The organism is Synechococcus sp. CS-1332, assembly GCF_025127995.1.
Classification (GTDB): domain Bacteria; phylum Cyanobacteriota; class Cyanobacteriia; order PCC-6307; family Cyanobiaceae; genus Cyanobium.
This window is the reverse complement of the sequence record NZ_JAHLYP010000019.1, coordinates 48,648-68,400: the sequence shown is the minus strand read 5'-3', so window position 1 is coordinate 68,400 and position 19,753 is coordinate 48,648. Positions and strand designations below refer to the sequence as shown.

Genomic DNA, 19,753 nt, shown 5'->3' with positions numbered 1-19,753 from the left:
CAGAACCTTTCCAGAGGGTCGGGTTCTGTTGGGCCTGAGCCGTCGGTGCGTGCCGGGGGAACCCGAGCGGCATGGAATTCCTTGAAGCCTACAACCGAAGCCCGGACCTCCATGGAGAAGTTTGAAGCGGAAGCGAATCAATACTGAAGAATTTGCCGCCATCGGCAAGGACGCTCCATTGTCAGCAAACCCTGATTAAGCTGATCCCATGAAAACCGCCCCTGTCCCCTGGTGCCTCAACTGGCGTGAAGATGGCGAGCTGGGAACCCAGGATCTGTTTGACCTGCTCCAGGTCCTTGTGGCTAACGAAAGCCACGAGGTCCAGATATCCCTGATCGCGGCCGTGGAGCAGCTTACGGTCAGCGATCGCCAAGTGATGGCCTGCGAGGAAGTCACCCGGATGTGGGCCTGAGGGCCTCGATCAGATCGGGTATCGCTTTGCGGTGGCGTCCTTGCAGCTGCTGCGGGCCGAAGCGATGCTGCTGCCACTCGTGATGCGGTCGGCAACGCAGCTGCAGGCGTAGTTGGCCATCCCGTCGGGAGCCTTCTTGCCGGACTGGGCCAGTTCCGTCTCGAAGGCCGACAGACAGATCGAGCGCACCACCTCGAGGATGGGGCCGGAGGCCGCCTGCGCCGACCCCCCCGTTGGCCCGATGGCCGCCAAGGCCACCAGGCTGAGGCTCAGCCAGCCAGGAGCTGGCAGGACGCGGGGGAAGCGCAAACGGGGCCGCTGCTGGGAAGGCATGGGAGATCGGCGTTGTGAACGCCGGGGAAGGGAATCAGGAGCCCAGTCGGGAGATCTGAAGTTCCTTGTTCATCACCCGCAGGCGACGAAGGTCCGCGAAGACCTCCTCAGGCATGCCCTTGGGCAGGTCGACGGTGCTGTGGGCATCGAAGATGCGGATCTTTCCGATCGATCGTCCGGCGAGGCCGGATTCGTTGGCGATGGCACCCACAATGTTCCCGGGCTTGACCCGATCCCGCCAGCCCACTTCGATGCGGAACCGCTCCATATTGTCCTCGGGGCCGTCCTCGCCGCGTTCCTGGTTGCGGTCGCTGAAGGGGCGGCGATCCCCGCTCCTCTCCCTGTCACGATCGCCACGGTCGCGGTCGCGCTCCCTGGTGGGGGCACCGGGACGGGATTGGCCCCAGCGCTCCTCACCCTGGAGCAGCAGGGGTTTGCCGGCCAGCCCCAGCTCCAGGGCCGCGAGGGCCAGCTGATCGGGACTGCACGACTGCTCAAGGGCCACCCGTTGCAGGATCTCGCCGAGCAGGGCCCTCTCCTCCGGGTTGCAGACAGGCTGCTGCAGGGCGGTGGTGAGTTTCTGGCGCAGGCGATCCAGGCGGTGCTGGTTGATGCTGGCGTTGCCGGGTACCTCCATCGCCTCGATCGGCTGGTTCACGGCGCGCTCCAGACCCCCCAGGAATCGCCGTTCCCGCGGTGTCAGAAACAGGATGGCCTCGCCACTGCGGCCTGCCCGACCGGTGCGGCCGATGCGGTGCACATAGGCCTCCCCGTCAAAGGGGATGTCGTAGTTGATGACCAGGCCGATGCGGTCGACGTCGAGGCCACGAGCGGCCACGTCGGTGGCCACCAGCACGTTGACGCGGCCATCCCGCAGACGCTCGATCGTGCGCTCCCGCTGGGTCTGGGGAACGTCGCCGTTGAGCACCGCCACGTCGTAGCCGTGCTGCTCGAGGGACTCGGCCACCGTGAGGGTGATGGCCTTGGTGCGGGCAAAGATGATCACGCCTTCGCTGCCCTCGGCCTCCAGCACCCGCTCAAGTGCCTCCAGCTTCTGGGGCCCGTTCACCACCAAGTGGCGTTGGCGGATGCGTCGGCCGTCGGCGGCCTTCTGACGAATGGTGACCTCGGCCGGGTCTTTGAGGTAGTTCTGGGAGATGCGACGGATCTCCGAGGGCATGGTGGCGGAGAACAGCACCACCTGACGTTCGGCAGGGAGCTGCTCGAGCACCCACTTGACGTCGTCGATGAAGCCCATGCGGAGCATTTCATCGGCCTCGTCCAGCACCAGGCTGCGCAGACCGGAGAGGTCGAGTGTGCCCTGGCGCATGTGATCCATCACCCGGCCAGGGGTGCCCACGACGATCTGCACACCTCGGCGCAGGTGCTGGATCTGGTCACGGAAATCGGCGCCGCCGTAGATCGGCAGCACCTTCACGCCCTTCATGCAGGCTGCGTAGCTGTTGAAGGCCTCGGCCACCTGCATCGCCAGTTCGCGGGTGGGGGTGAGCACCAGCACCTGGGGGGTGCGCTGCCCGGCATCAAGGCGCTCCAGCAGGGGCAGGCCGAAGGCTGCCGTCTTGCCGGTGCCGGTCTGGGCCTGGCCCACCAGGTCGCGTCCGAGCATCAGCTCGGGAATGGCAGCTTTCTGGATCGGGGAGGGTTCCTCGAAACCGATGGCGGCCAGGCCGTCGAGCAGCTCGCGGCGCAGGCCGAAGGCGGCGAAGGCGCTGATGGGGGGAGGTGTTTCCGCTTCGGGAACCACGGTTGCCGGTGTTGTCTCCAGGTCGGCGGAAGCAGCGGAATCGGTGGTGTCGCTGCTGGGGGCGTCCTCCTGGGGGGACACGACGGACGAGAGGACTACGTCCTCGCGAGGCTGCTCGATGGCCGCCTGGGAATCGGCGGCACCGGTGAAGGTGCTGCCGTCAATGATCTGGGTCACGGGATGCTGAAGCCTGGTGAATCCTTCAACGCAGGCCGGCAGTGGACCGTGGGAAATGGGTGCCCTGCACCCGGGCTGCCTTGCCCTTGCTCAAAGGTTGAAATGAGACTTTACCACCCTGCCGTAATCATCGCTGAAACGCTCGATGTCGTCCTCCCGCAGCTCTTCACCCAGCTGCACCTCGATGATTTCCAGGCCTGACGCCCCCGCCGCCGCCCGATGCACGCCACCGCAGGGGACGAACAGGGTGGCGCCGGGTAAGGCGGCGAAGTCATCGCCATCGCATTCGAGCACTCCCGCTCCGGCCACCACCACCCAGTGCTCGCTGCGGTGCTGGTGGCGCTGGAGGCTGATGCGCTGGTCCGCCGTGATCAGGATCCGTTTGACGAGGTAGCCGGGGCCCGTCGCCAGGGTTTCGAACCATCCCCAGGGACGGTGGACGCGCGCAGTGCTGGACGCTGTCAACGGCCGCCTGTGGGTGGGGATGTCGGATGGAGAAAAGACTGACCGGAACCACCTGGGGCCAGGGAATCCATGGGGGTTGTCCCTGTCGACCTCGGGGCACCTGAGGGGCCGTGTCCGGCGGGGCCGGGCCGATCCTTCTTGACGATGAAGGAGGGCATTCCTCGAGGGGGGCTGGAGGAATGGAGGGGCTCCCTGAAGGGGAGAAATCCCAGCGGTGGAGACTATTGGAGCAGGGGGTCCGGAGAGTTCGACCCGGGGTACCGCGCCGATGGACGGAGTATGGATCCGTGGCCGATGCCCGCCTCAAACGGTTCACTTTTCGTAGACACTTGATGCGGTGTGGCGATGAATGAAGATCGTGCCTATGCCGTGTCCAGATCGGGGGGGGTGGTCTCCCCGTCGGTGAGCAGCAGGGCCTCCTGCCTGGCCCGGGTCAGGGCGGTGTACAGCAGACGCCCATCCCGGGACCCGCCGCTGGGCAGCAGCACGATGACCTCCTCGGCCTCACTGCCCTGGGCCTTGTGCACTGTCAGGGCCAGGGCGGGTTCGGCCGCCCCAGCCAGCTGGCCCGGATGGATCCAGATCACCTCCCCGTTGCCGTCGCCGAACAGCAGCCGCGCCGTTGGCCCGGGCCCGCCCACGAGCAGCCCCACATCCCCGTTGGCCAGGTCCAGTTCCGGCAGGTTGCGCCGGCAGAGCACGGGGGTGCCCGCCGGCAGATCCTGCAGATCGCCATCCAGTCGTCCCCCCAGCAGGGTCCGATGGAGCGCCTCCAGCCCCCAGCGGCCCTGGCGTTGGGGGGCCATCACCAGCAGCCGGTCCCGCTCGGCGAGCAGGTCACGGCATCCCTTGGTTGAGCCTGGCCGGCAGCGTCCCGCCAGCCGAGCCAGGGAGGCCTGGTGGCGGCGCAGCCGCTCGAGCAGCTCCGCCGGCAGGGTCCGGGGGGAGCAGGGACGCCAGCGCAGGTTGTCGGTGGCCTGCAGCGCCTGCAGCAGCGGTCGGATGGTGGCCATCGGGTCGGTGGCGCCGCCGCCGGGCGCGGTGGCGAGTCCCCGGCGCAGGGCACTGGCCACCGCGGCAATGGCTCCGGCGTTGCGGTAGGTGGTGGTCAGGGTGATGGCGGCGCCCCCGAGCTGGCGCCGGCGCTCGGGCCGTTGCAGCTCCTGGAGCACGGCCCCCGGCGCGATCGGGGGCAGCTGGGCGGGGTCGCCCACCAGCACCAGCCGACAGGAGGCGGGCAGGGCCTCCAGCAGGGCGGCCATCAGGCCCAGATCCAGCATCGACACCTCATCCACCACCAGCAGGTCGAGGTCGAGGGGGCGGCCGCGGTGGCGGCCGAAACGGTCGCCGCGGCTCTCCAGAAGCCGGTGCAGGGTCGTGCAGGGGAGGGTGCCACCGGTGGCGGCCCCCAGGCGGCCCGCCGCCTTGCCGGTGGGTGCCGCCAGATGGAGGCGGCTTCCGGGCTCCCGGGCCCGGAGGGCCGCGATCATGCCGGACACCGTGCTGGTTTTTCCGGTGCCGGGCCCCCCCTCCAGCAGCACCAGCCCGTAGCGCAGCACCGCGGCCACCGCCTGCCGCTGGAGCTCATCGAGGCCCGCCAGCTCGGGGAGGTCCCGGACTGCCGCCATCTCGCCGGCAGCCGGCCGCTCCAGGGCGCCGGCACGGCCGATCAGGGCGTCGATCACCTCCTGCCGCTGCCGCTGCCAGCGGCGCCACTGCAGCCGCCCTTCCTCCAGGGCCAGGGGGCCGTCGGGCTCCCTGGAGAGCGGACTGTCGGCCAAGGCCCTGCGATGGTCATCTGGCCAGGAGGCCTCGCTCACCTCTTCGGGAGGTGGCCCGTTCAGATTCAGTTCCAGTTCCCCCCGCCCCAGGGCCGCGGTGAGGGCGTTGATCAGTTCGCCGATCAAGGGATCGCAGGGAGTGTCGTAGAGCCGCGGCAGGGCCTCGACCAGGCTGGGGCCGAGGGCCACCGCCCAGGGCTGGGGGGTGTGGAGGGGCTCCCTCACGGCGCCCCCTCCCCGAGTCCGGCCGCGGCGTGGCCGCCCAGGGCCCTATCGAGGGCGAGCACCCTGGCCAGGGGCGGTCGTTCCACGAACAGGCCCGGCACCGCTCCGGGCAGGGCCTGCACCCCCGCTTCCCCGGGGGTGCCGCGCAGGAAGACATAGGCGTAGCCCCCCAGGTGGCGCTCCGGCGCATAGCCCGGCAGGCGCCAGCCCAGGTAGCGGTGCAGGGCGACCAGATAGAGATGGGCCTGAAGGGGGTAGTGGCTGTGGGCCATCAGGGCGGCCATCGCCTCTGGGCCGTAGTGGCGGGGGCCGCAGGCCAGGGGTCGACCCTCCCCGTCCCGCCGGCCGATCCAGTTGCTTTTCCAGTCGGCCACCCACCAGCGCTCCTGTCCGTCGGTCCCGGTGGCGGTGAAGATCAGATCGATCGAACCGGTGAGAAAGCCGCGGCTGGCCACCGGCAGCGCCGCCACGGTTTCGGCATAGGCGGCACCGAAGGCGCCGCCGGGGTGGTCGGCGAAGGCCGCCGCCAGGGCCGCGGCCCTGGCGAAGCCCAGGGTGAGATCGAAGTTCATCTCGTTGAGTCGGCGCTCCGGCCCCAGGTCGGCCACGCGCAGGGAGCCCAGCTCAGCGCCGAAGGGGGTGAGGCGCACCAGCTCCAGCCCCAGCAGCAGCGGCTCCAGGGGGTTGGCCTCCAGGCCGGCCCGGCGCAGCTCCCGCTCCACCAGCTCCCGGTTGACCGCCGCATCGATGGGAAGGCGGTAGTCCAGTTGCTCCAGCATCCGGTGCAGGCAGTCGCCGGCGGCCGCTCCGCGGGCGAAGCCGGCCAGGGGGCCCTGCTCGGGCCACTGGTCGGCCCCAGCCTCCGGGGCCTCGTCGTTGGGGCTGGGATCGCTGGTGTCGCGGCCTTCGTCGAGGGCCGCCACCGACACCGCGGCGCCGTGGGCGGCGCGGGTCCAGGCGGTGTAGCTGCTGCGGCCCCAGTCGGTGTCCAGTTGGCGCAAGGGAACAGGGCCGCAGCGCAGGGCTGCGATCGCCTCCGGGGGCAGCGGCACGCTCCGGTGGGCGGGCCGCTCCCCGGTGGGCTGGTGCAGATCGAGGTCCAGCGATCGCTGGGCGATCTGCCCCAGCAGCCGTTCCTGCCATTCCCCGTCGCCATGGGCCGCGACGGAGGCCTCGTCATCGGGATCGGGCAGGGGCTCGCCGGGAAACAGCCAGGGGAACAGGGGGTTGGCCTGCTGGCCTTTCGCCGGCGCCCAGGCGAGTACCAGCAGGTGCTGGGCGCGGGTGACGGCCACGTAGGCCAGCCGCTCCCGCTCGGCCCGTTCGGCCTGCCGCTGCTGGCGGAGTGCCTGCCACCCCTGGCCCCAGGAGGGACGCCGGTGAAGGTCGAGGTGGGACTCGGCGCTGCCGGGCGGCTGCCAGCGGATCCCCACCCGGTGCCCGCGGGCCGAAGGGGTGCCGGCCGCCTGCCAGAGATAGGGGCAGACCACCACGGGAAACTCCAGGCCCTTACTGCGGTGCACCGTGATCACGGTCACCGCCTCGTCCACCTTGTCGCTGTGGGCCTGATGGGAGTCCGGGATGGTGCCCGTGGCCCGGCTCTGGTCCAGCCGCAGGCGCCGCAGCCAGTCGGCGGCGGCCACCAGCGCCAGCTGTTCCTCGTGCAGTCGTTCCTGCAGCAGTTCGGCCACCTGCTGCAGATCCGCCAGCAACCGGCCGCTGGCACTCAGACGGGCCAGGCCTTTGCCGTCCACCAGCTGGGAGAGCACCCCGAGCGGTCCCTGGTGGGGCAGATCCCTGGCCAGGGCCTGAAGCCGCCCGGCCAGCTCGCTCCATTCGGCCGCGTCGGTGGCGGCGATCTGCCGCGCCGACCAGCCGAGCAGGGGAGAGGCGGCCAGCAGCCGCAGGCGGTTGGGATCGGCGGGATCGGCGAGGGCATCGAGCAGGCGCTGCAGGGCGGTGGCCGCCGGGCTGGCGAAGACGTCGGCCTTGCTCACCAGCCGGCTGGCGATGCCCCGCCGCTCCAGGGCGCTGCGCTGCTCCTCCGCCTGGTGGTGGTTGTGGACCAGCAGGGCGATGTCGCCGGCACAGAGGGGGCGGGGGGACTGGCCGTCGCCCGCCACCAGGGCGGGGGCCTCCTCCAGCAGCTCCTGGACGGCGGCGGCCACCAGGTCGGGCAGCGAGCTCTCCAGCGCACTCCTGCTCGGCAGGGGATCGTCGGCCGTCCGCTCGCTGCCCAGCCAGAGCAGGCGCACCGGGGCCAGGCCGTCGGGGCCGCGGCGCCTCGATCGGGCCTCCACCGCCGGCACCGGCAGGAACGAGCGGGGCAGGCCCGCCGGGGCCATCAGCTTGTTCAGGGTGTCGATCAGCGCCGGAGCGGAGCGCCGGTTCTCCTGCAGCGCCAGGACACGCGCCGCGCTCCGGCGGGCTAGCCGGTAGGTGTCCAGGTCGCCGCCACGGAAGCGGTAAATGGCCTGCTTCGGGTCGCCCACCATCACCAGCAGGTGGCTGCCGCCTGTGAAGGCCAGCCGCAGGATCCGCCACTGGACGGGGTCCGTGTCCTGGAATTCGTCGATCAGGGCGGCCCTGTAGCGCGCCCCCACTGCCCGCAGCAGGGGGGTGGGGGCCGTGGCGTCAGGGCCGGGGTCGAGCCCTTCGAGCAGCTGGGCGAAGCCGATGCTGCCGCTGCGCTCCCGACGCCGGGCCAGCTCGGCGCGTCCCCAGTGGCAGCCGTGCAGCAGCACCGCCTCCGCCGGACCGTCCCGCAGGGCAGCCACCGCCTCCAGGAGGTCCGGGCAGGGCAGCCGGATGTCCCGCTCCAGGCCTTCCACCTTCCTGGCCATCCGGCTGAACGGGTCGGGGTGGAAGTACCCCCCCAGCTCCTTCTCGGCACAGACGGCGGCGAAGCTGCCGGTTTCGCCCTGGTCGGCGAGCCAGGCCTCGACCAGCCCGAAGTGATCGGTTCTGGGCTTGGCGGCGTAGGGCGTGGTGCTGCTGGCGCCAGCGGCGCGCCAACCACCGGCGGCGTCCCGGAAGGCCTGCTCCAGGGCCTGGCCCTGGCCCGCCCAGGCGTTCTTGAAGCGTCTCCAGGGCTCATGCCACAGCGTCTCCAACTGCTCCTGCAGTGGCTGTTCCAGGCTCAGGCCCTGCGGCAGGGGGTCAAGGACCAGGCCGGGGTCCCCGTCGAGCATCTCCAACAGGCGCTCCAGGTCCTCCAGCCCGGGGCCCGCCGCCAGCCCTTCCACCAGATGCAGGGGAAGGGCCAGCACCTGCTGCTGCCAGTAGTCGTGGGCGACCTGGCGCACCAGTTCACCGGCGTCGGTCTCCACCGTCAGGTCCGGGGGCCGGGCGGCCTCCATGGCCTGGCGCCGCAGCGTCCGCTGGCAGAAGCCGTGGATGGTGGTGATGTCGGCGGCGTCGAGCTCTTCGAGGGCCAGCAGCAGCAGGCCCTGCACCGTGCCGCGGGCTCCGGCCTCGTGGGGCTGGCGCTCCAGCCAATGCTCCAGAACGGGGTCGGGTGCCCGCCAGTCGGGGGGGGGCTGGAGGCCGGTGAGGGCCTCCTGGAGACGACGGCCGATGCGATCGCGCAGTTCCGCCGCGGCGGCGTTGGTGTAGGTCACCACCAACAACTGCCGCAGCCCCAGCTGCCGCTCGGCCAGGAGCCGCAGCACCAGATGGGCCAGGGCAAAGGTCTTGCCGGTGCCCGCGCTGGCCTCCAGCAGCATCACGCCGTCGTCGAGACTGACGTCGTTGGGATCGAAGCTGTCGGGGGCGATGGGGCCGGTGACGGCGGCGGTCATGGCTCCACCTCCGCCGCCAGCAGGGGGGAGAACAGAGCGCTGGCCAGCTCCAGGACCTCCGGTGTCAGCAGGGCTTCCGCTGGCAGGCGGGCGCCGAAGCAGGCCTCCATCTCGGCCCGTTCCCGCTCACCGCTGTGGAAGCCGGAACCTTCCCAGGTGCCGGCGGCCTTGAGCCGCCCCTGGCCCTGCCGCTTCCGCTCGGCCACCACGTAGCTCCAGGCCGTTTCCGGGGGCACCGGCCAGCCGCGGCTCCGCCAGTCCCGCTGCAGGCCGGCCAACCGTTCGAGCTCGTCCCGTGCCGCCTGGGGTGCCGGCGCCATCAGCTCCAGGGCCGGGGCGAACACGTCGCCGTCGCGGGCGATCAGCACGCCCCGGCGCGGCTGCCCGCCCGCGGCGGCGGCGAGCAACAACTGCAGCCAGAGCTCCAGCCGGTGGCCGACGCGGGCCTGGGCTGTGTGCACCAGCACGACCGCCTCGCCGCGCCAGGGGATCGGGGCCTGCCAGGGCCCCCAGTGGTGGGCGAGCTGCTGCGGCGGGCCGAGGCGCTCGAGGCTGTTCGCCAGGCTCGACCAGCGCCGTTGCAGGAGGCCCGCTTCCAGGCCTCCGGCGGCTCTGGGGGGCAGCAGACCCTGCCCGCGGTGCCATTCGAGCCAGTCCTCAGCCGTGCCTGGGCCCTCGCTGCCGGGATCGCCGTCGCTGCGCTGCAGCCTCCCCCGCAGCAGGGCGGAACGCTCCCGTTCCCCGAGGGCGAGGGCCTCGAGGTCGTCGATCCGCTTCTCCCACTCACCGGGCCGCAGGCCCAGGGAGTTCAGCCAGTGCTTCTGGGGGGCCGCCAGCCAGTCCCGCAGGTCGCTGAAGGCGTCGGTGTCGGTGTCGGTGGTGGCTTCCAGGGGGCTCGGTCCGCCCAGCAGCGGAGTGGTTGGTGGCGGTGGATCGCCGCTCAGGCGGCGCACCGCCTCCAGCAGCCGCCGGTCGCAGCTGGGGGCCTCCCGTCCGGCGGCGGGCAGGAAGTTCCGCCGGTCGAGGGGGTTGGCGGCGTGCACCACCAGCAGGCGCCCCATGGCTTCAGGGTCCAGCTGGCCGGCCAGCCATTGCAACCATTGACCCACCGGTCCGGAGGGGGGCAGCGCGGCGCCGGTCCGGTCGTCGCGGCAGCTCCAGCTGAGCAGCAGGTGGTCCCGGGCAGAGAGCAGGGCTTCCATCAGGACGTAGCGATCCTGGTCGGCGGGGTGGGGATCGCCGAGCTGGCGCTGGCTTTCCATCAGGTGGAAGGCGGGACGGTCGCCCGGACGGGGGAACAGGCCCGCCTCCAGCCCCATGAGCACGATCACCCGGTAGGGGATGGCCCGCATCGGTTCGAGGGCGCTGATCGTCAGGGCGCCGCTGCGATGGCCGAAGCGGCCGCTTTCGGCCCCAAGCAGCTCCCGCAGCACGGCCGCCACCACCGGGGCTTCGAGGCTCAGCGGAGAGCTGCCGGCGGCGGTTTGCCAGGCGTCGATCGCCCCCATCAGGTCCGGCAGTTCGCCGGAGGCCTCGCCCCCATCATCGAAGACATCGCCGATCAGCCGCCGCAGCCGTTCCACCCAGACCGTCACAGCACCGCCGCGGCGCAGCTCCCCCAGCCAGTGGCGCAGACGGCCGAGCAGATGCAGCCAGCGTCCGCTCAGCTCCAGGGGCACGCCCCCCTCCCAGGGGGCCGTGTCCCCCGGCGCCAGGCCCACACCGGCGGGCAGCACCAGGCCAAGCAGCAGCCGGTCGATCGCCCAGGTCAGGCTATGGCAGGCGCCCTCCTTCTCCTGGCCGTCGAGACCCCAGCGGAAGCCCACCTCCTGCAGGGCCTCCACCAGGCGGGCCGCCTCCCTGGCCTCGAGGCCGAAGCGTTCCAGCAGGGGTCCACAACCCAACAGGGTCTCCAGACCGGAGGCGGTGAGGCGGGTGCCGGCCAGCTCCAGCAGCAGCAGCAACGTGCTGCCGATTCCTGCCCCCTCCTCCTGGCTGCGGTCGGTCAGTCGCCAGGGGAGGTCCACCCCCGTGGCGTGGCGATCGCCGAACACCGAGGCCACCAGGGGGGCGAAGCCGTTGATGTCCGGCGTCATCACCAGGATGTCGCGTGGTTCGAGGCTGGGGTCGGCCGCCAGCAACTGCAGCAGGCGGTCGCGCACGATCTGCACCTGCCGCAGCCGGCCAGGGCAGGCATGGAACTCCAGGGAGCGATCCTGCGGATCCACCTGCAGAAGGGGAATCCGGCTGGCGTCAGCCAGCTGCTCCTGCAGCTGGGCCAGCAGGGATGCCGGCCCGGTGCCGCTGGCCGGAGCGAAGAAGAGGTCCTTCTCCTGCTCTTCCCCCAGCTGGGCCTCACCGGTGCCCTCCAGCAGCTGCTGAAACTCCCCCCCCAGGCGTCCGAAGCGGGCGTCCAGACCCGGAGCCTTCAGCAGCCAGGCGGCCTCCAGTGGCTGGCGCAGGGCCAGGGCATCACTGAGCTGGCGACGACGCTCGCCGCAGCGTTGCCAGAGATCTCGGCAGGGGGTGAGCAGGTAGAGGTCCACCGGCCGATGCAGGCTCAGGGCCTGGAGCAGCTGCACCTGGATCGGGGCCATGCTGCTGAGGCCGAAAAGGCGCAGGGGGGTGCCGCGGGCCTCCTCGGCGAGCTCGCCGCGGCGCAGCCTCCTGACCAGCTCCTGGACCCGGCATCCGAACGGTTCCTGGCCCAGCTCCTGGAGCAGGGAGCGGTACAGCAGCGGCTGCCAGCGCTGGTTTGCCGGCAGGGGCTGGCCGCTGGCATCGATCGCCTGCCCCGCCTCCCAGGCGCCCAGCAGCTCCGGCCGATAAAGGGCGTAGTCATCGAAGGCATCGGCGATGGCGCGGCCCAGCTGCCAGTGGCCCAGTTCCAGCTGGTCGCCGCCGCTCCTTTCAGCCAGCCAGCGGCGCAGCGGCCCCCCTTCCGGAGCGGCGGCCACCGCCGGCAGCTGGCCGAGCAGGGGCCAGACCAGCTGGTCGGCGCGCCAAGGATCGGCAGATCCCTCCTCTGGATTCGTCGCCGCCGGGGCCAGCAACTGGTCCACCAGCTGGCGCAGATGGCTGCCCGGGAAGGGAAAGCGCAGGTTGGCGGCGATACCGCCCAGGTGCTCGGCCAGCTGCTCCCCGAGCCAGCGGCTGGTGGGCCAGGTGTTCACCACCACCTGCACCTGCTCGAAAGGATCGGGGGGCTGCAAGCGCAGCTGGGTGGCCAGCACGCGCGCCAGCAGTTCCGCCCGGTTGCTGCGAAAGACCGTCAGCAAGGGGCCGGGCTCAGAGGACGCAGCTCAAGGCTGAGCCATGAACGAGGGCGGGCAAGTTTTTGCTTGTCGCAGGTAGACCGCTGACCCGTCGGGTCTCCTGGGTTTCGGGGCAATAGGCCGTGAGGTCACCGCCGTAGCAGGCACCGGTGTCGAGCAGGACGATCGATCCAAGTCTGCGCAGGCCGGGCCCGGGGGTGTGGCCGACGATCACCTCGCCGAAGCGGTTGTCGTAGGCCTGCCAGAAGGCCAGTCGGACGTTGAGGTCGGGCTGCCAGGTGCGCGGATTGAAGCCGGCATGGGTGGCCACCCAGCCTTGGCCCCAGTAGGCGAGGGGCAGATGGGCGAGCCGGTCGCGCCAGAGCCGGCAGCGGGCCGCTCCCAGCTGGCGGTAGGTGTCGTTGCCGTTCAGTTCCGGGTGGCTGGTGGGCGTAAGGCCCAGGTCGAGCCGGGTGACCAGATCCCGTTCATGGTTGCCCTTCAGCCACACCGCCCGATTGCGGCGCACCATGTCCCAGACCAACTCCATGGCGGCCTCAATGCGGGCCCCGCGGTTGATCACGTCGCCGCAGAACACCAGCCGGTCGCCGGGGGGAAGCTGGGCCACCAACTGTTGGAGAGCTTCCGCGCAGCCATGGACGTCCCCGATGACCCAGTGGCGCGGTGGACGTTGGACCGGGAACGTCATCAAGAAGGAAGCTTCCTCCTCAGTGTTGCCCTTGAGGTGGGCTTCTGTCACCCCCGCCGGCTCTGGCAGGGCTTCAGCGCTGATACGGTGCGCCCACGGAGGTAACGGGCGATGGACCTGAAGGATCTGCCGGTCACGCAGCGCGTCAATGCCCTGGTGAAGGCGCTGGACGGGGCCAAACGCACCAATGAGGCCCTGGCCCGCTGCGGTGATGGCGAGGCCATGCTGGATGTGCTGCTGAATGCCTCCTCCCGGCTGGGTCTGGGCCTGACCCGCTGGGAACTGGAGAACACACCGCCGATCCGCGACTGGATCTGGTGGAAAAACAAGGAAGCGCCCCTGACCATCGGCGACAGCAAGCCCCGCTACCAGCAGGACGGCGGCCAGGGCAAGCCCACCAAGGAGGGATCAACGGACGACGAGCCCAGGCGCCGCTTCCTGGGTCTGTTCTGAGGGGCTGTGCTGTTCAGGCCAGGGTGGCCAGAGGGTCGGGGATGGCGCTGCTCGGAGCCTCGAAGCTGCCTTGGGCCACGAACTCCAGGCGCAGCTTCATGAAGGTGATGAATTTCTCGTCGGTGGACAACATCGCCGCCGCGGGCCGGGGCACGGAGGCCACGGTGGCGGCCAGCTCGGGCGCCTCCAGGAAGGAGGGCCGTTCCAGGAGCCAGAAGTCGATGGTTTTGTCCTTCTCGGCGTAGTTGCGCACGCGTTCGCGCAGCACCTCCTCCAGGGGTTCCTCCTCGAGCAGGAAGGCGCGGCTGGCGGCGACGAAGTGGTAGCGGGTCATGGAGGGAGGGGCCTCAGGGCTGGCGGTCGCCGAACAGCGGGTCGCGGCGGGGATTCTGCACCAGCGCCCGCATCTGCCGCACCGCCTCCTGGAGCCCGACGGCCAGGGCACGGGCCACGATCGTGTGGCCGATGTTGAGCTCCTCCATGGCCTCGATCGCGGCGATCGGCTCGACGTTGTGATAGGTGAGCCCGTGCCCGGCGTTCACCCGCAGGCCGAGGCCCCGGGCGATGGCGGTGGCTTCGCTGATCCGGGCTAACTGGAACGGCTGCTGCTCCCAGGCGGCCTCCGCGTAGGCACCGGTGTGGAGCTCCACCCAGCGGGCCCCGCAGCTGCGGGAGGCCTCCAGCTGAGCATCGTCGGGGTCGACGAACAGGCTGACGCCGATTCCTGCACCCATCAGGCGCCCCACCAAAGGAGCGAGGCCCTCCATCTGTCCGGCCACGTCCAGGCCCCCCTCGGTGGTCACCTCCTCGCGGCGTTCCGGTACCAGGGTGACCATGTCGGGGCGGAGGCGCAGGGCGATCGCCTCCATCTCCGCGGTGGCGGCCATCTCCAGGTTGAGACGGGTGCGCACGGTGGCCCGCAGCAGCTCCACGTCCCTGTCCTGGATATGACGGCGGTCCTCCCGCAGGTGCACGGTGATGCCGTCGGCGCCACCCAGCTCGGCCAGCAGGGCGCAGCGCACCGGATCGGGCTCCACGGTGCGGCGGGCCTGCCGCACGTTGGCGATGTGGTCGATGTTGACCCCGAGGCTGGCCATGGGCGGCAGGTGGTTGGAGCAATCCTGACCGAACCGTATCGGTCGTCGGGGCCGCGGCCGCAGGGCCAACTGCCTGCCTAGGCCCTGCAGCAGGGGGATTCAGCCCTTAGTTTCGATTTCGATGTTTTGCTGAATCAAGAGTGTTGGCGGCGCAGACGCCCCCCGGATCAGGCCTTTCTCCGGCGATCAGCTCGCGGGAAAGTTCGCTTTGCAATGGCATCAGCCCCTGGCTGTCGCCGCTGGCGATGGTGGTCACCATTGACCTGGTCCTGAAGGGCTATTTCGGCGCGCTGAGGGTGCTCGATCGGGAGAATCTGCCCACGGATGGGGCGGTGCTGCTGGCCCCCACCCACCGGGCCCGCTGGGATGCCCTGATGCTGCCCTGGGCCGCCGGGCGCCGTGTCAGTGGCAGAGATTGTCGCTTCATGGTGACAGCGGACGAAATGAAGGGATTGCAGGGCTGGTTCCTGCATCGGCTCGGCTGTTTCCCTGTCGATCAGGGTCGCCCCACCCTGGCCAGCCTGCGATTCTCCGTGGAATTGCTGGCCGCAGGCCAGCAATTGGTCGTGTTTCCCGAGGGCCGCATCCGGCGCGAGGACGGCCCCATCCGGCTGCACCAGGGGCTCGCCCGCCTGGCCCTGCTGGCCGCCAGCCAGGGTGTGGATGTGCCGGTGGTGCCAGTGGGCATCGCCTACGGCCACGCCGATCCTCGCCCGGGAGATGAAGGTGCCGTGTGTTTCGGGGCCCCCTTGCGGGCGGCGGGCCAGGGTCGTCAGGCGGCCCTGGCCTTCGGAGCTGAAGTCGCCGCCGCGATGGAGTCGGCCGAGCAAGCGGCCCGAGCCGTGGTGGGCCGTCCGATCGGCTCCCCGTAAAGTTCCGCCGTTACCCATCAGGCGCCGACGTGATCAGGCCTTCCGCCATTCCTTCCCTTCGATCCGCTCGACCATCGGGCTTCGCCGGGGTCTGCGGAGGCGTCCTTGCCCTGTTCGCCCTGGCACAGCCGCTTCTCCAGCCCCCGGCGCGGGCCCAGGCCACACCCCAGACGGTGCAACCCGCCGGCACCGATCTCAACCTGTCCTCGGTGAAGACCCTGCTTGCACGCGGTGACGCGGCGGTGGCCAGCGGCAACCTGGCCGAAGGGCGGCGCCTCTACGACCTGGCCCGGGATGCCAGCCGGCGTCTGCTGGGCTTCTACCGCGATCTGAGCGGTTCCTTCCGCGGCCTTGATGCCCGCATCCCCAGGGAGATGGATGACAAGGGGCGGGAGGCCCTGACACTGCTGGCCGAGACCAACCTGAGGCTGGCGGCCCTGTTCCGCCGCCAGAACCAGCCGGAGGTGGCCATTCCCCTGCTGGTGGAGGTGGTCAAGATCATGACCCCCACCAACGAGGGTGGTCGCAAGGCTTACCAGCAACTGGTGGAACTGGGTTTCGTTGTCACCCCCTACACCGCGCCTGGATCGTCCACCGGTGGCTGATCGTCCTTAGATTCCAGCTTCCCTTCATCCCCCCGATCCCCGCGACCATGGTGCAACCGGAGCAGGTCAAGGACGCCATCCGTCGCGCGCTTCCCGATGCCGCCGTGGAGGTGGAGGATCTCACCGGTGGTGGCGACCACCTCCAGGTCAAGGTGGTGTCCGGCGCTTTCGCCGGCCTTAACCGGGTGCGTCAGCACCAGCTTGTCTACGGCGCCCTGCGCAGCGAACTGGCCAGCGAGGCCATCCATGCCCTGGCTGTGCAGACCTCCCTTCCCTCCTGAAGTTCTTTCCCGATTTCGTCACCATGGACGCCAGCACCCGTCAACGCATCGACGACCTGATCACGACCAGTCCGGTCGTGGTTTTCATGAAGGGCAACAAGCTGATGCCGCAGTGTGGGTTCTCCAACAATGTGGTCCAGATCCTGCAGTCACTGGGTGTGCCCTTCGAGACCTTTGATGTGCTCTCCGACTCGGAGATCCGCCAGGGAATCAAGGAGTTCTCCGACTGGCCCACGATCCCCCAGGTGTACGTGAAAGGGGAGTTTCTCGGCGGCTCCGACATCCTGATCGAGATGTACAACAGCGGTGAACTGCGCGAGAAGCTGGAAGTGGTCCTGGCTTCCTAGGCCAGGATTGGCCTGCCCGGCCCAACGAACCACTCAGTAGCGGCTTGTCTCCATGAGCAGCTGGGGTTGGCCGTCGGGCCCCATGAAGCTGGATGGGTCCTGGATCCAGCGGTCGATCAGTTCCTCGAGCCGCCGCTGGGAGTGGTGGTCCAGCACGGCCGTGCGGCGTAATGCATGCAGGTAACCATCCGCGTACAGCCGCAGCTCGGAGGGTCCGTGATGACGATCGGAAAGGTCCTGGCAGGCATCGCACAGGGACTGGAAGTGGCGGATCGCGTCGGGATGTTGAAGTGCTGTCATGGCTGGGGTCAGGCCCCTGGCGTCCTTGTGGCGGCGAGAGCCGGCAGATGGTCCCATCCTGCCGTGCCGCGACCGCCTTTCGGGAGCAGACAGTTGACAAGGCATCGCCCGTCACCGGCGTCCACGCACATTCCCAGTTAGCGTTGGCTCACTTAATCGGCTGCCGGCACTTCCGCTTCTGATTTCATCGTGATGCCGAGGAGATGGCCGTGGCCCAGGACATACTGACCGACCCCGGAGGTACCCCACGCAGGGTGCTCGTGGTCGACCCCCACGCGACCCTTCGCACGGTGCTGGCCCAGCGCCTCCGCCAGGACGGCCATCTGGCTGCGGCGGTGGCCACGGCCCGTGAAGCTCTCGAGATCTGCCAGGAGCAATCGCCCGACCTTCTGGTGAGCGCCGAGCTCCTCGAGGAAACCTCGGCGCTGCGGCTGGCGGCCCAGCTGCATTGCCAGGTGATGGTGCTCACGGCCCGTGCTGGCTCCGAGCCCGTGGTGGCTCTGCTGGATGCCGGAGCTGACGACGTGCTGCGCAAGCCCTTCGGTCTCGAGGAGCTGGCGGCCCGTTGCCGCACCCTGCTGCGTCGCAGTGGCAGCGGCCTTCAGGAGCGGGTCTGCGTCGGCCCGCTGGAAGTGCACCTGCTGCTGCGCCAGGTGACCCTGCGCGACCAGCCGGTGGAACTCAGCCCCCGGGAATTCGCCCTGCTCTGTGCCCTGCTGATGCCTCCCGGCGTGGTGCGCAGCCGCCAGGAACTGCTGCGCATGGCCTGGCCTCCCTTCAGTGGCGGGCCCCGTTCTGTCGATACCCAGGTCCTCACCCTGCGCCGCAAGCTCGAGCAAGCCGGCCTCGGCGAGGGGGGTGCCATCGAAACGATGCGGCAACAAGGGTACAGATTCAGCCTCGACACCCTTCCCGAACTGAGTGAGGAGGCCACAGGAAGCACCAGCGCCGGACTCCTGCTCACTTCACCCAGCAGTTCCTCCCGCCTCAACTAGGGCGGACATCAACCCACCCCAGGTAGAAGGGCCAAAATTTCTCCAGCCAGCAGCAGGGCCGAAAGCACGGCCAGCAATTGGTAGGTCCACGGTGGACTGATTCTGCTGATTCCCTTGGTGGACAAGCCTGTGGTGCTGGAGAAGCGCTCCAGGAAATCGTCGAAGTGAGCGACTCGCTGGGGCAGCAGCCAGGACTCTGAGCTGCGGCCATCCTCCGCAGCGACGCTGCGCACGTAATACACCCGGCCCCCCTGGCTTGTGGTCACGGGCGTCAGGGCGGTGATGCGGTTCCAGGACAAGCGCCAGCCACGGCGCAGCAGCCAGGAGCACCACGGTGGATGGCCCACCCGGAGTTCCTGCCCATCGAGTTCCACCCGCTCACTGGTGATGGCCAGCACCAGCGCCAGTCCGGCGATGCAAGCCAGCAGTAGCGGCAGCCGCAGCGGCTCCGGTGCCAGCAGGGGGAGGGGCAGCACCAGGGCCAGGTAGAGGCCGAGCAGCGTGAAGCGGATCAGTGGTGCCATCGGGTAGCGATGGCACGACGGCTCGGCGCTCATCGGTCCTCGGGGGACCCGGGCAGCGGTTCGATGACCTGGGAGGGCTGGTAGCGGCCCCCGAACACCTCCGCCTCCCGACCTTTCCAGAAGTTGCCGAGGCGCATCAGATCGGCGTGGGCTTCGCCCAGTCGCTCGACGTACTCGTTGGGCTCCATCGTGTCCTTGGCCTCCTTGAGTTTGCTGAGCCGCAGCAGGTGCCAGACCCAGGGCTTACCCATCTCGCCGCGGGCTTCGAGGTAGTGCGCCAGGTCGGAAGAGCTGGGAATCGGAGCCGCCATGGACACGAAACAAATATTTACAAACCCTACAGGCGCCGGCGAGTGGGCGTGGTGCGCCGCCTGGGCCTGCCAGGGGGGTGCGGAGCCCTCAATAGAGATCGGGCCGGAGGTCCTCGTGGTAGCGGGTGGCGGCGGGATGGGTGGGCCCGTACTCGCCGGGCCGGCAGTCGGCGATCAGCAGGGTCGGCTCTGGCCGGGCAGCTGCCAGCACATCGCCATGGGGCCCGCAGATGAGGCTGTTGCCCAGGTAGGCCGCCATCACCCGCCCGTTCACCGTCTCCTCGCCGCAGCGGTTGGCGTAGGCCACGAAACAGCCGTTCTGGAACGCATGGGCCGGGATCAGGGTGCGGGAGACGTCCGGGTAGGGCCTGTCGGTGCGCTCTCCAGTGCTGAGCTCGGCCCAGGCATCGGCGGCCGTGGGAATCAGCACCAGCGTCGCCCCCTCCAGCGCCAGACGCCGGGTGAGTTCGGGGAATTCCGCTTCGTAGCAGTTGAGCAGGCCCACCCCCACCCCATTCACCGACTGCACCGTGAAGGCTGGTCCCTCTTCTGGATAGCGATAGCCGGCGCTCCAGCAGCGTTTCTCATCAGGTCCCCAGAGGTGGGTCTTGCGGTAGTTGCGCAGCAGGGTGCCGTCCCGGTCGAACAGGGCGATGGCGTCATAGAAGCGCTCCTGCCCGGACACGCTGGCCCGTTCGGCGTAGGGACAGGCCACGGCCAGCCCGTGGTGGCGGGCGGCGGCGGCCACCCGCTGCAGGCTGGGGCCGTCCACCGGCTCCGCCAGCTGCCGCACGATGGCGGGCGTGACGATGTAGCCGGTGAGGTAGAGCTCTGGAAAGGCCAGCAGCTGCACCCCGTGGCCCGCCGCTTGGCCGCAGACCAGCTCCAGCCGTTCCAGGTTTTCGGCGATCGCCACTGGACTGCCAGCCTTGCCGGTGCCCTGCCAGATCCCCAGCCGCAGCCCCTCGCCGAAGGCCGGCACCCCGGGCCGTACGACGCAGTGCAGGCGATGCTCAGGAACCATGCTGGGCGGGGAAGCGGAAGGAT

At 70.0% G+C, this 19,753-nt stretch carries 20 protein-coding genes; 7 read left to right on the top strand and 13 right to left on the bottom strand.

The features are described 5' to 3' along the window. Positions 1–208: 208 nt before the first annotated feature. Positions 209–412 (top strand): hypothetical protein, encoded by a 204-nt coding sequence (locus KQ305_RS04040; protein WP_259724147.1) that lies wholly within the window; start codon positions 209–211, stop codon positions 410–412. A 9-nt stretch (positions 413–421) separates the two neighbouring features. On the opposite strand, the gene KQ305_RS04035 is transcribed toward KQ305_RS04040, so the two are convergent. The 7 genes from KQ305_RS04035 to KQ305_RS04005 all read right to left on the bottom strand — a co-directional run bounded on the left by KQ305_RS04035 (position 422) and on the right by KQ305_RS04005 (position 12,921). After that, positions 422–745, bottom strand: a complete 324-nt coding sequence (locus tag KQ305_RS04035) for a hypothetical protein (RefSeq protein WP_259724146.1) — start codon at positions 743–745, stop codon at positions 422–424. Between the two features lie 34 nt (positions 746–779). Then, complete coding sequence (locus KQ305_RS04030) at positions 780–2,687, bottom strand: DEAD/DEAH box helicase (RefSeq protein ID WP_259724145.1); 1,908 nt, start codon at positions 2,685–2,687, stop codon at positions 780–782. A 90-nt stretch (positions 2,688–2,777) separates the two neighbouring features. Beyond that, on the bottom strand, positions 2,778–3,152 hold the full coding sequence (locus KQ305_RS04025; RefSeq protein ID WP_259724144.1) for a phosphomannose isomerase type II C-terminal cupin domain: 375 nt from the start codon (positions 3,150–3,152) through the stop codon (positions 2,778–2,780). Positions 3,153–3,514: 362 nt separating this feature from the next. Beyond that, positions 3,515–5,158 carry an ATP-dependent RecD-like DNA helicase gene (locus tag KQ305_RS04020; protein ID WP_259724143.1) on the bottom strand — a complete coding sequence of 548 codons (1,644 nt, stop codon included), beginning with the start codon at positions 5,156–5,158 and terminating at the stop codon, positions 3,515–3,517. Then, on the bottom strand, positions 5,155–8,958 hold the full coding sequence (locus KQ305_RS04015; protein WP_259724142.1) for a UvrD-helicase domain-containing protein: 3,804 nt from the start codon (positions 8,956–8,958) through the stop codon (positions 5,155–5,157). The genes KQ305_RS04020 and KQ305_RS04015 overlap by 4 nt, the downstream gene beginning before the upstream one ends. Next, positions 8,955–12,236: an exodeoxyribonuclease V subunit gamma gene (locus tag KQ305_RS04010; RefSeq protein ID WP_259724141.1), complete on the bottom strand. Its 3,282-nt coding sequence runs from the start codon at positions 12,234–12,236 to the stop codon at positions 8,955–8,957. Before KQ305_RS04010 ends, KQ305_RS04015 begins: the two co-directional genes overlap by 4 nt. A gap of 10 nt (positions 12,237–12,246) precedes the next feature. Beyond that, the gene (locus KQ305_RS04005; RefSeq protein WP_259724140.1) at positions 12,247–12,921 is read right to left on the bottom strand and encodes a metallophosphoesterase; all 675 of its coding nucleotides are present in this window, start codon (positions 12,919–12,921) and stop codon (positions 12,247–12,249) included. A 111-nt stretch (positions 12,922–13,032) separates the two neighbouring features. Between KQ305_RS04005 and KQ305_RS04000 the strand changes: the two genes are divergently transcribed. Beyond that, positions 13,033–13,374: a hypothetical protein gene (locus KQ305_RS04000; RefSeq protein ID WP_259724139.1), complete on the top strand. Its 342-nt coding sequence runs from the start codon at positions 13,033–13,035 to the stop codon at positions 13,372–13,374. A 13-nt stretch (positions 13,375–13,387) separates the two neighbouring features. Here KQ305_RS04000 and KQ305_RS03995 read toward each other — a convergent pair whose 3' ends face one another. Together KQ305_RS03995 and KQ305_RS03990 are read right to left on the bottom strand one after the other, a co-directional pair. Then, on the bottom strand, positions 13,388–13,708 hold the full coding sequence (locus tag KQ305_RS03995) for an MgPME-cyclase complex family protein (protein WP_259724138.1): 321 nt from the start codon (positions 13,706–13,708) through the stop codon (positions 13,388–13,390). A 13-nt stretch (positions 13,709–13,721) separates the two neighbouring features. Further along, a complete protein-coding gene (locus KQ305_RS03990) occupies positions 13,722–14,471 on the bottom strand; it encodes a pyridoxine 5'-phosphate synthase (protein ID WP_259724137.1) in 750 nt (249 codons plus the stop codon). Positions 14,472–14,716: 245 nt separating this feature from the next. Here KQ305_RS03990 and KQ305_RS03985 point away from each other — a divergent pair, with 245 nt between their 5' ends. From KQ305_RS03985 to grxD, 4 genes are read left to right on the top strand one after another with little or no spacing between them, the layout of a single operon-like run. Next, positions 14,717–15,343, top strand: coding sequence for a lysophospholipid acyltransferase family protein (locus KQ305_RS03985; RefSeq protein ID WP_311134316.1), 627 nt, complete (start codon positions 14,717–14,719; stop codon positions 15,341–15,343). 29 nt (positions 15,344–15,372) lie between these two features. After that, complete coding sequence (locus tag KQ305_RS03980) at positions 15,373–15,948, top strand: hypothetical protein (protein WP_259724135.1); 576 nt, start codon at positions 15,373–15,375, stop codon at positions 15,946–15,948. Between the two features lie 47 nt (positions 15,949–15,995). Beyond that, complete coding sequence (locus tag KQ305_RS03975) at positions 15,996–16,229, top strand: BolA family protein (protein WP_254951994.1); 234 nt, start codon at positions 15,996–15,998, stop codon at positions 16,227–16,229. Positions 16,230–16,252: 23 nt separating this feature from the next. Further along, entirely contained in the window at positions 16,253–16,576 is a 324-nt protein-coding gene (gene grxD, locus KQ305_RS03970) for a Grx4 family monothiol glutaredoxin (RefSeq protein WP_259724134.1), read from the top strand. A 33-nt stretch (positions 16,577–16,609) separates the two neighbouring features. Here the strand turns inward: grxD and KQ305_RS03965 are convergent, their stop codons facing one another. Then, positions 16,610–16,876: a DUF6761 family protein gene (locus KQ305_RS03965; RefSeq protein ID WP_259724133.1), complete on the bottom strand. Its 267-nt coding sequence runs from the start codon at positions 16,874–16,876 to the stop codon at positions 16,610–16,612. Positions 16,877–17,079: 203 nt separating this feature from the next. Here KQ305_RS03965 and KQ305_RS03960 point away from each other — a divergent pair, with 203 nt between their 5' ends. Beyond that, positions 17,080–17,871: a response regulator transcription factor gene (locus KQ305_RS03960; RefSeq protein WP_259724132.1), complete on the top strand. Its 792-nt coding sequence runs from the start codon at positions 17,080–17,082 to the stop codon at positions 17,869–17,871. 8 nt (positions 17,872–17,879) lie between these two features. Here the strand turns inward: KQ305_RS03960 and KQ305_RS03955 are convergent, their stop codons facing one another. The 3 genes from KQ305_RS03955 to KQ305_RS03945 all read right to left on the bottom strand — a co-directional run bounded on the left by KQ305_RS03955 (position 17,880) and on the right by KQ305_RS03945 (position 19,730). After that, positions 17,880–18,428, bottom strand: a complete 549-nt coding sequence (locus KQ305_RS03955; RefSeq protein ID WP_259724131.1) for a hypothetical protein — start codon at positions 18,426–18,428, stop codon at positions 17,880–17,882. Continuing rightward, positions 18,425–18,706, bottom strand: coding sequence for a hypothetical protein (locus KQ305_RS03950; protein ID WP_259724130.1), 282 nt, complete (start codon positions 18,704–18,706; stop codon positions 18,425–18,427). Before KQ305_RS03950 ends, KQ305_RS03955 begins: the two co-directional genes overlap by 4 nt. Before the next feature lie 88 nt (positions 18,707–18,794). Beyond that, positions 18,795–19,730: a carbon-nitrogen hydrolase family protein gene (locus tag KQ305_RS03945; RefSeq protein ID WP_259724129.1), complete on the bottom strand. Its 936-nt coding sequence runs from the start codon at positions 19,728–19,730 to the stop codon at positions 18,795–18,797. Positions 19,731–19,753 lie beyond the last annotated feature (23 nt).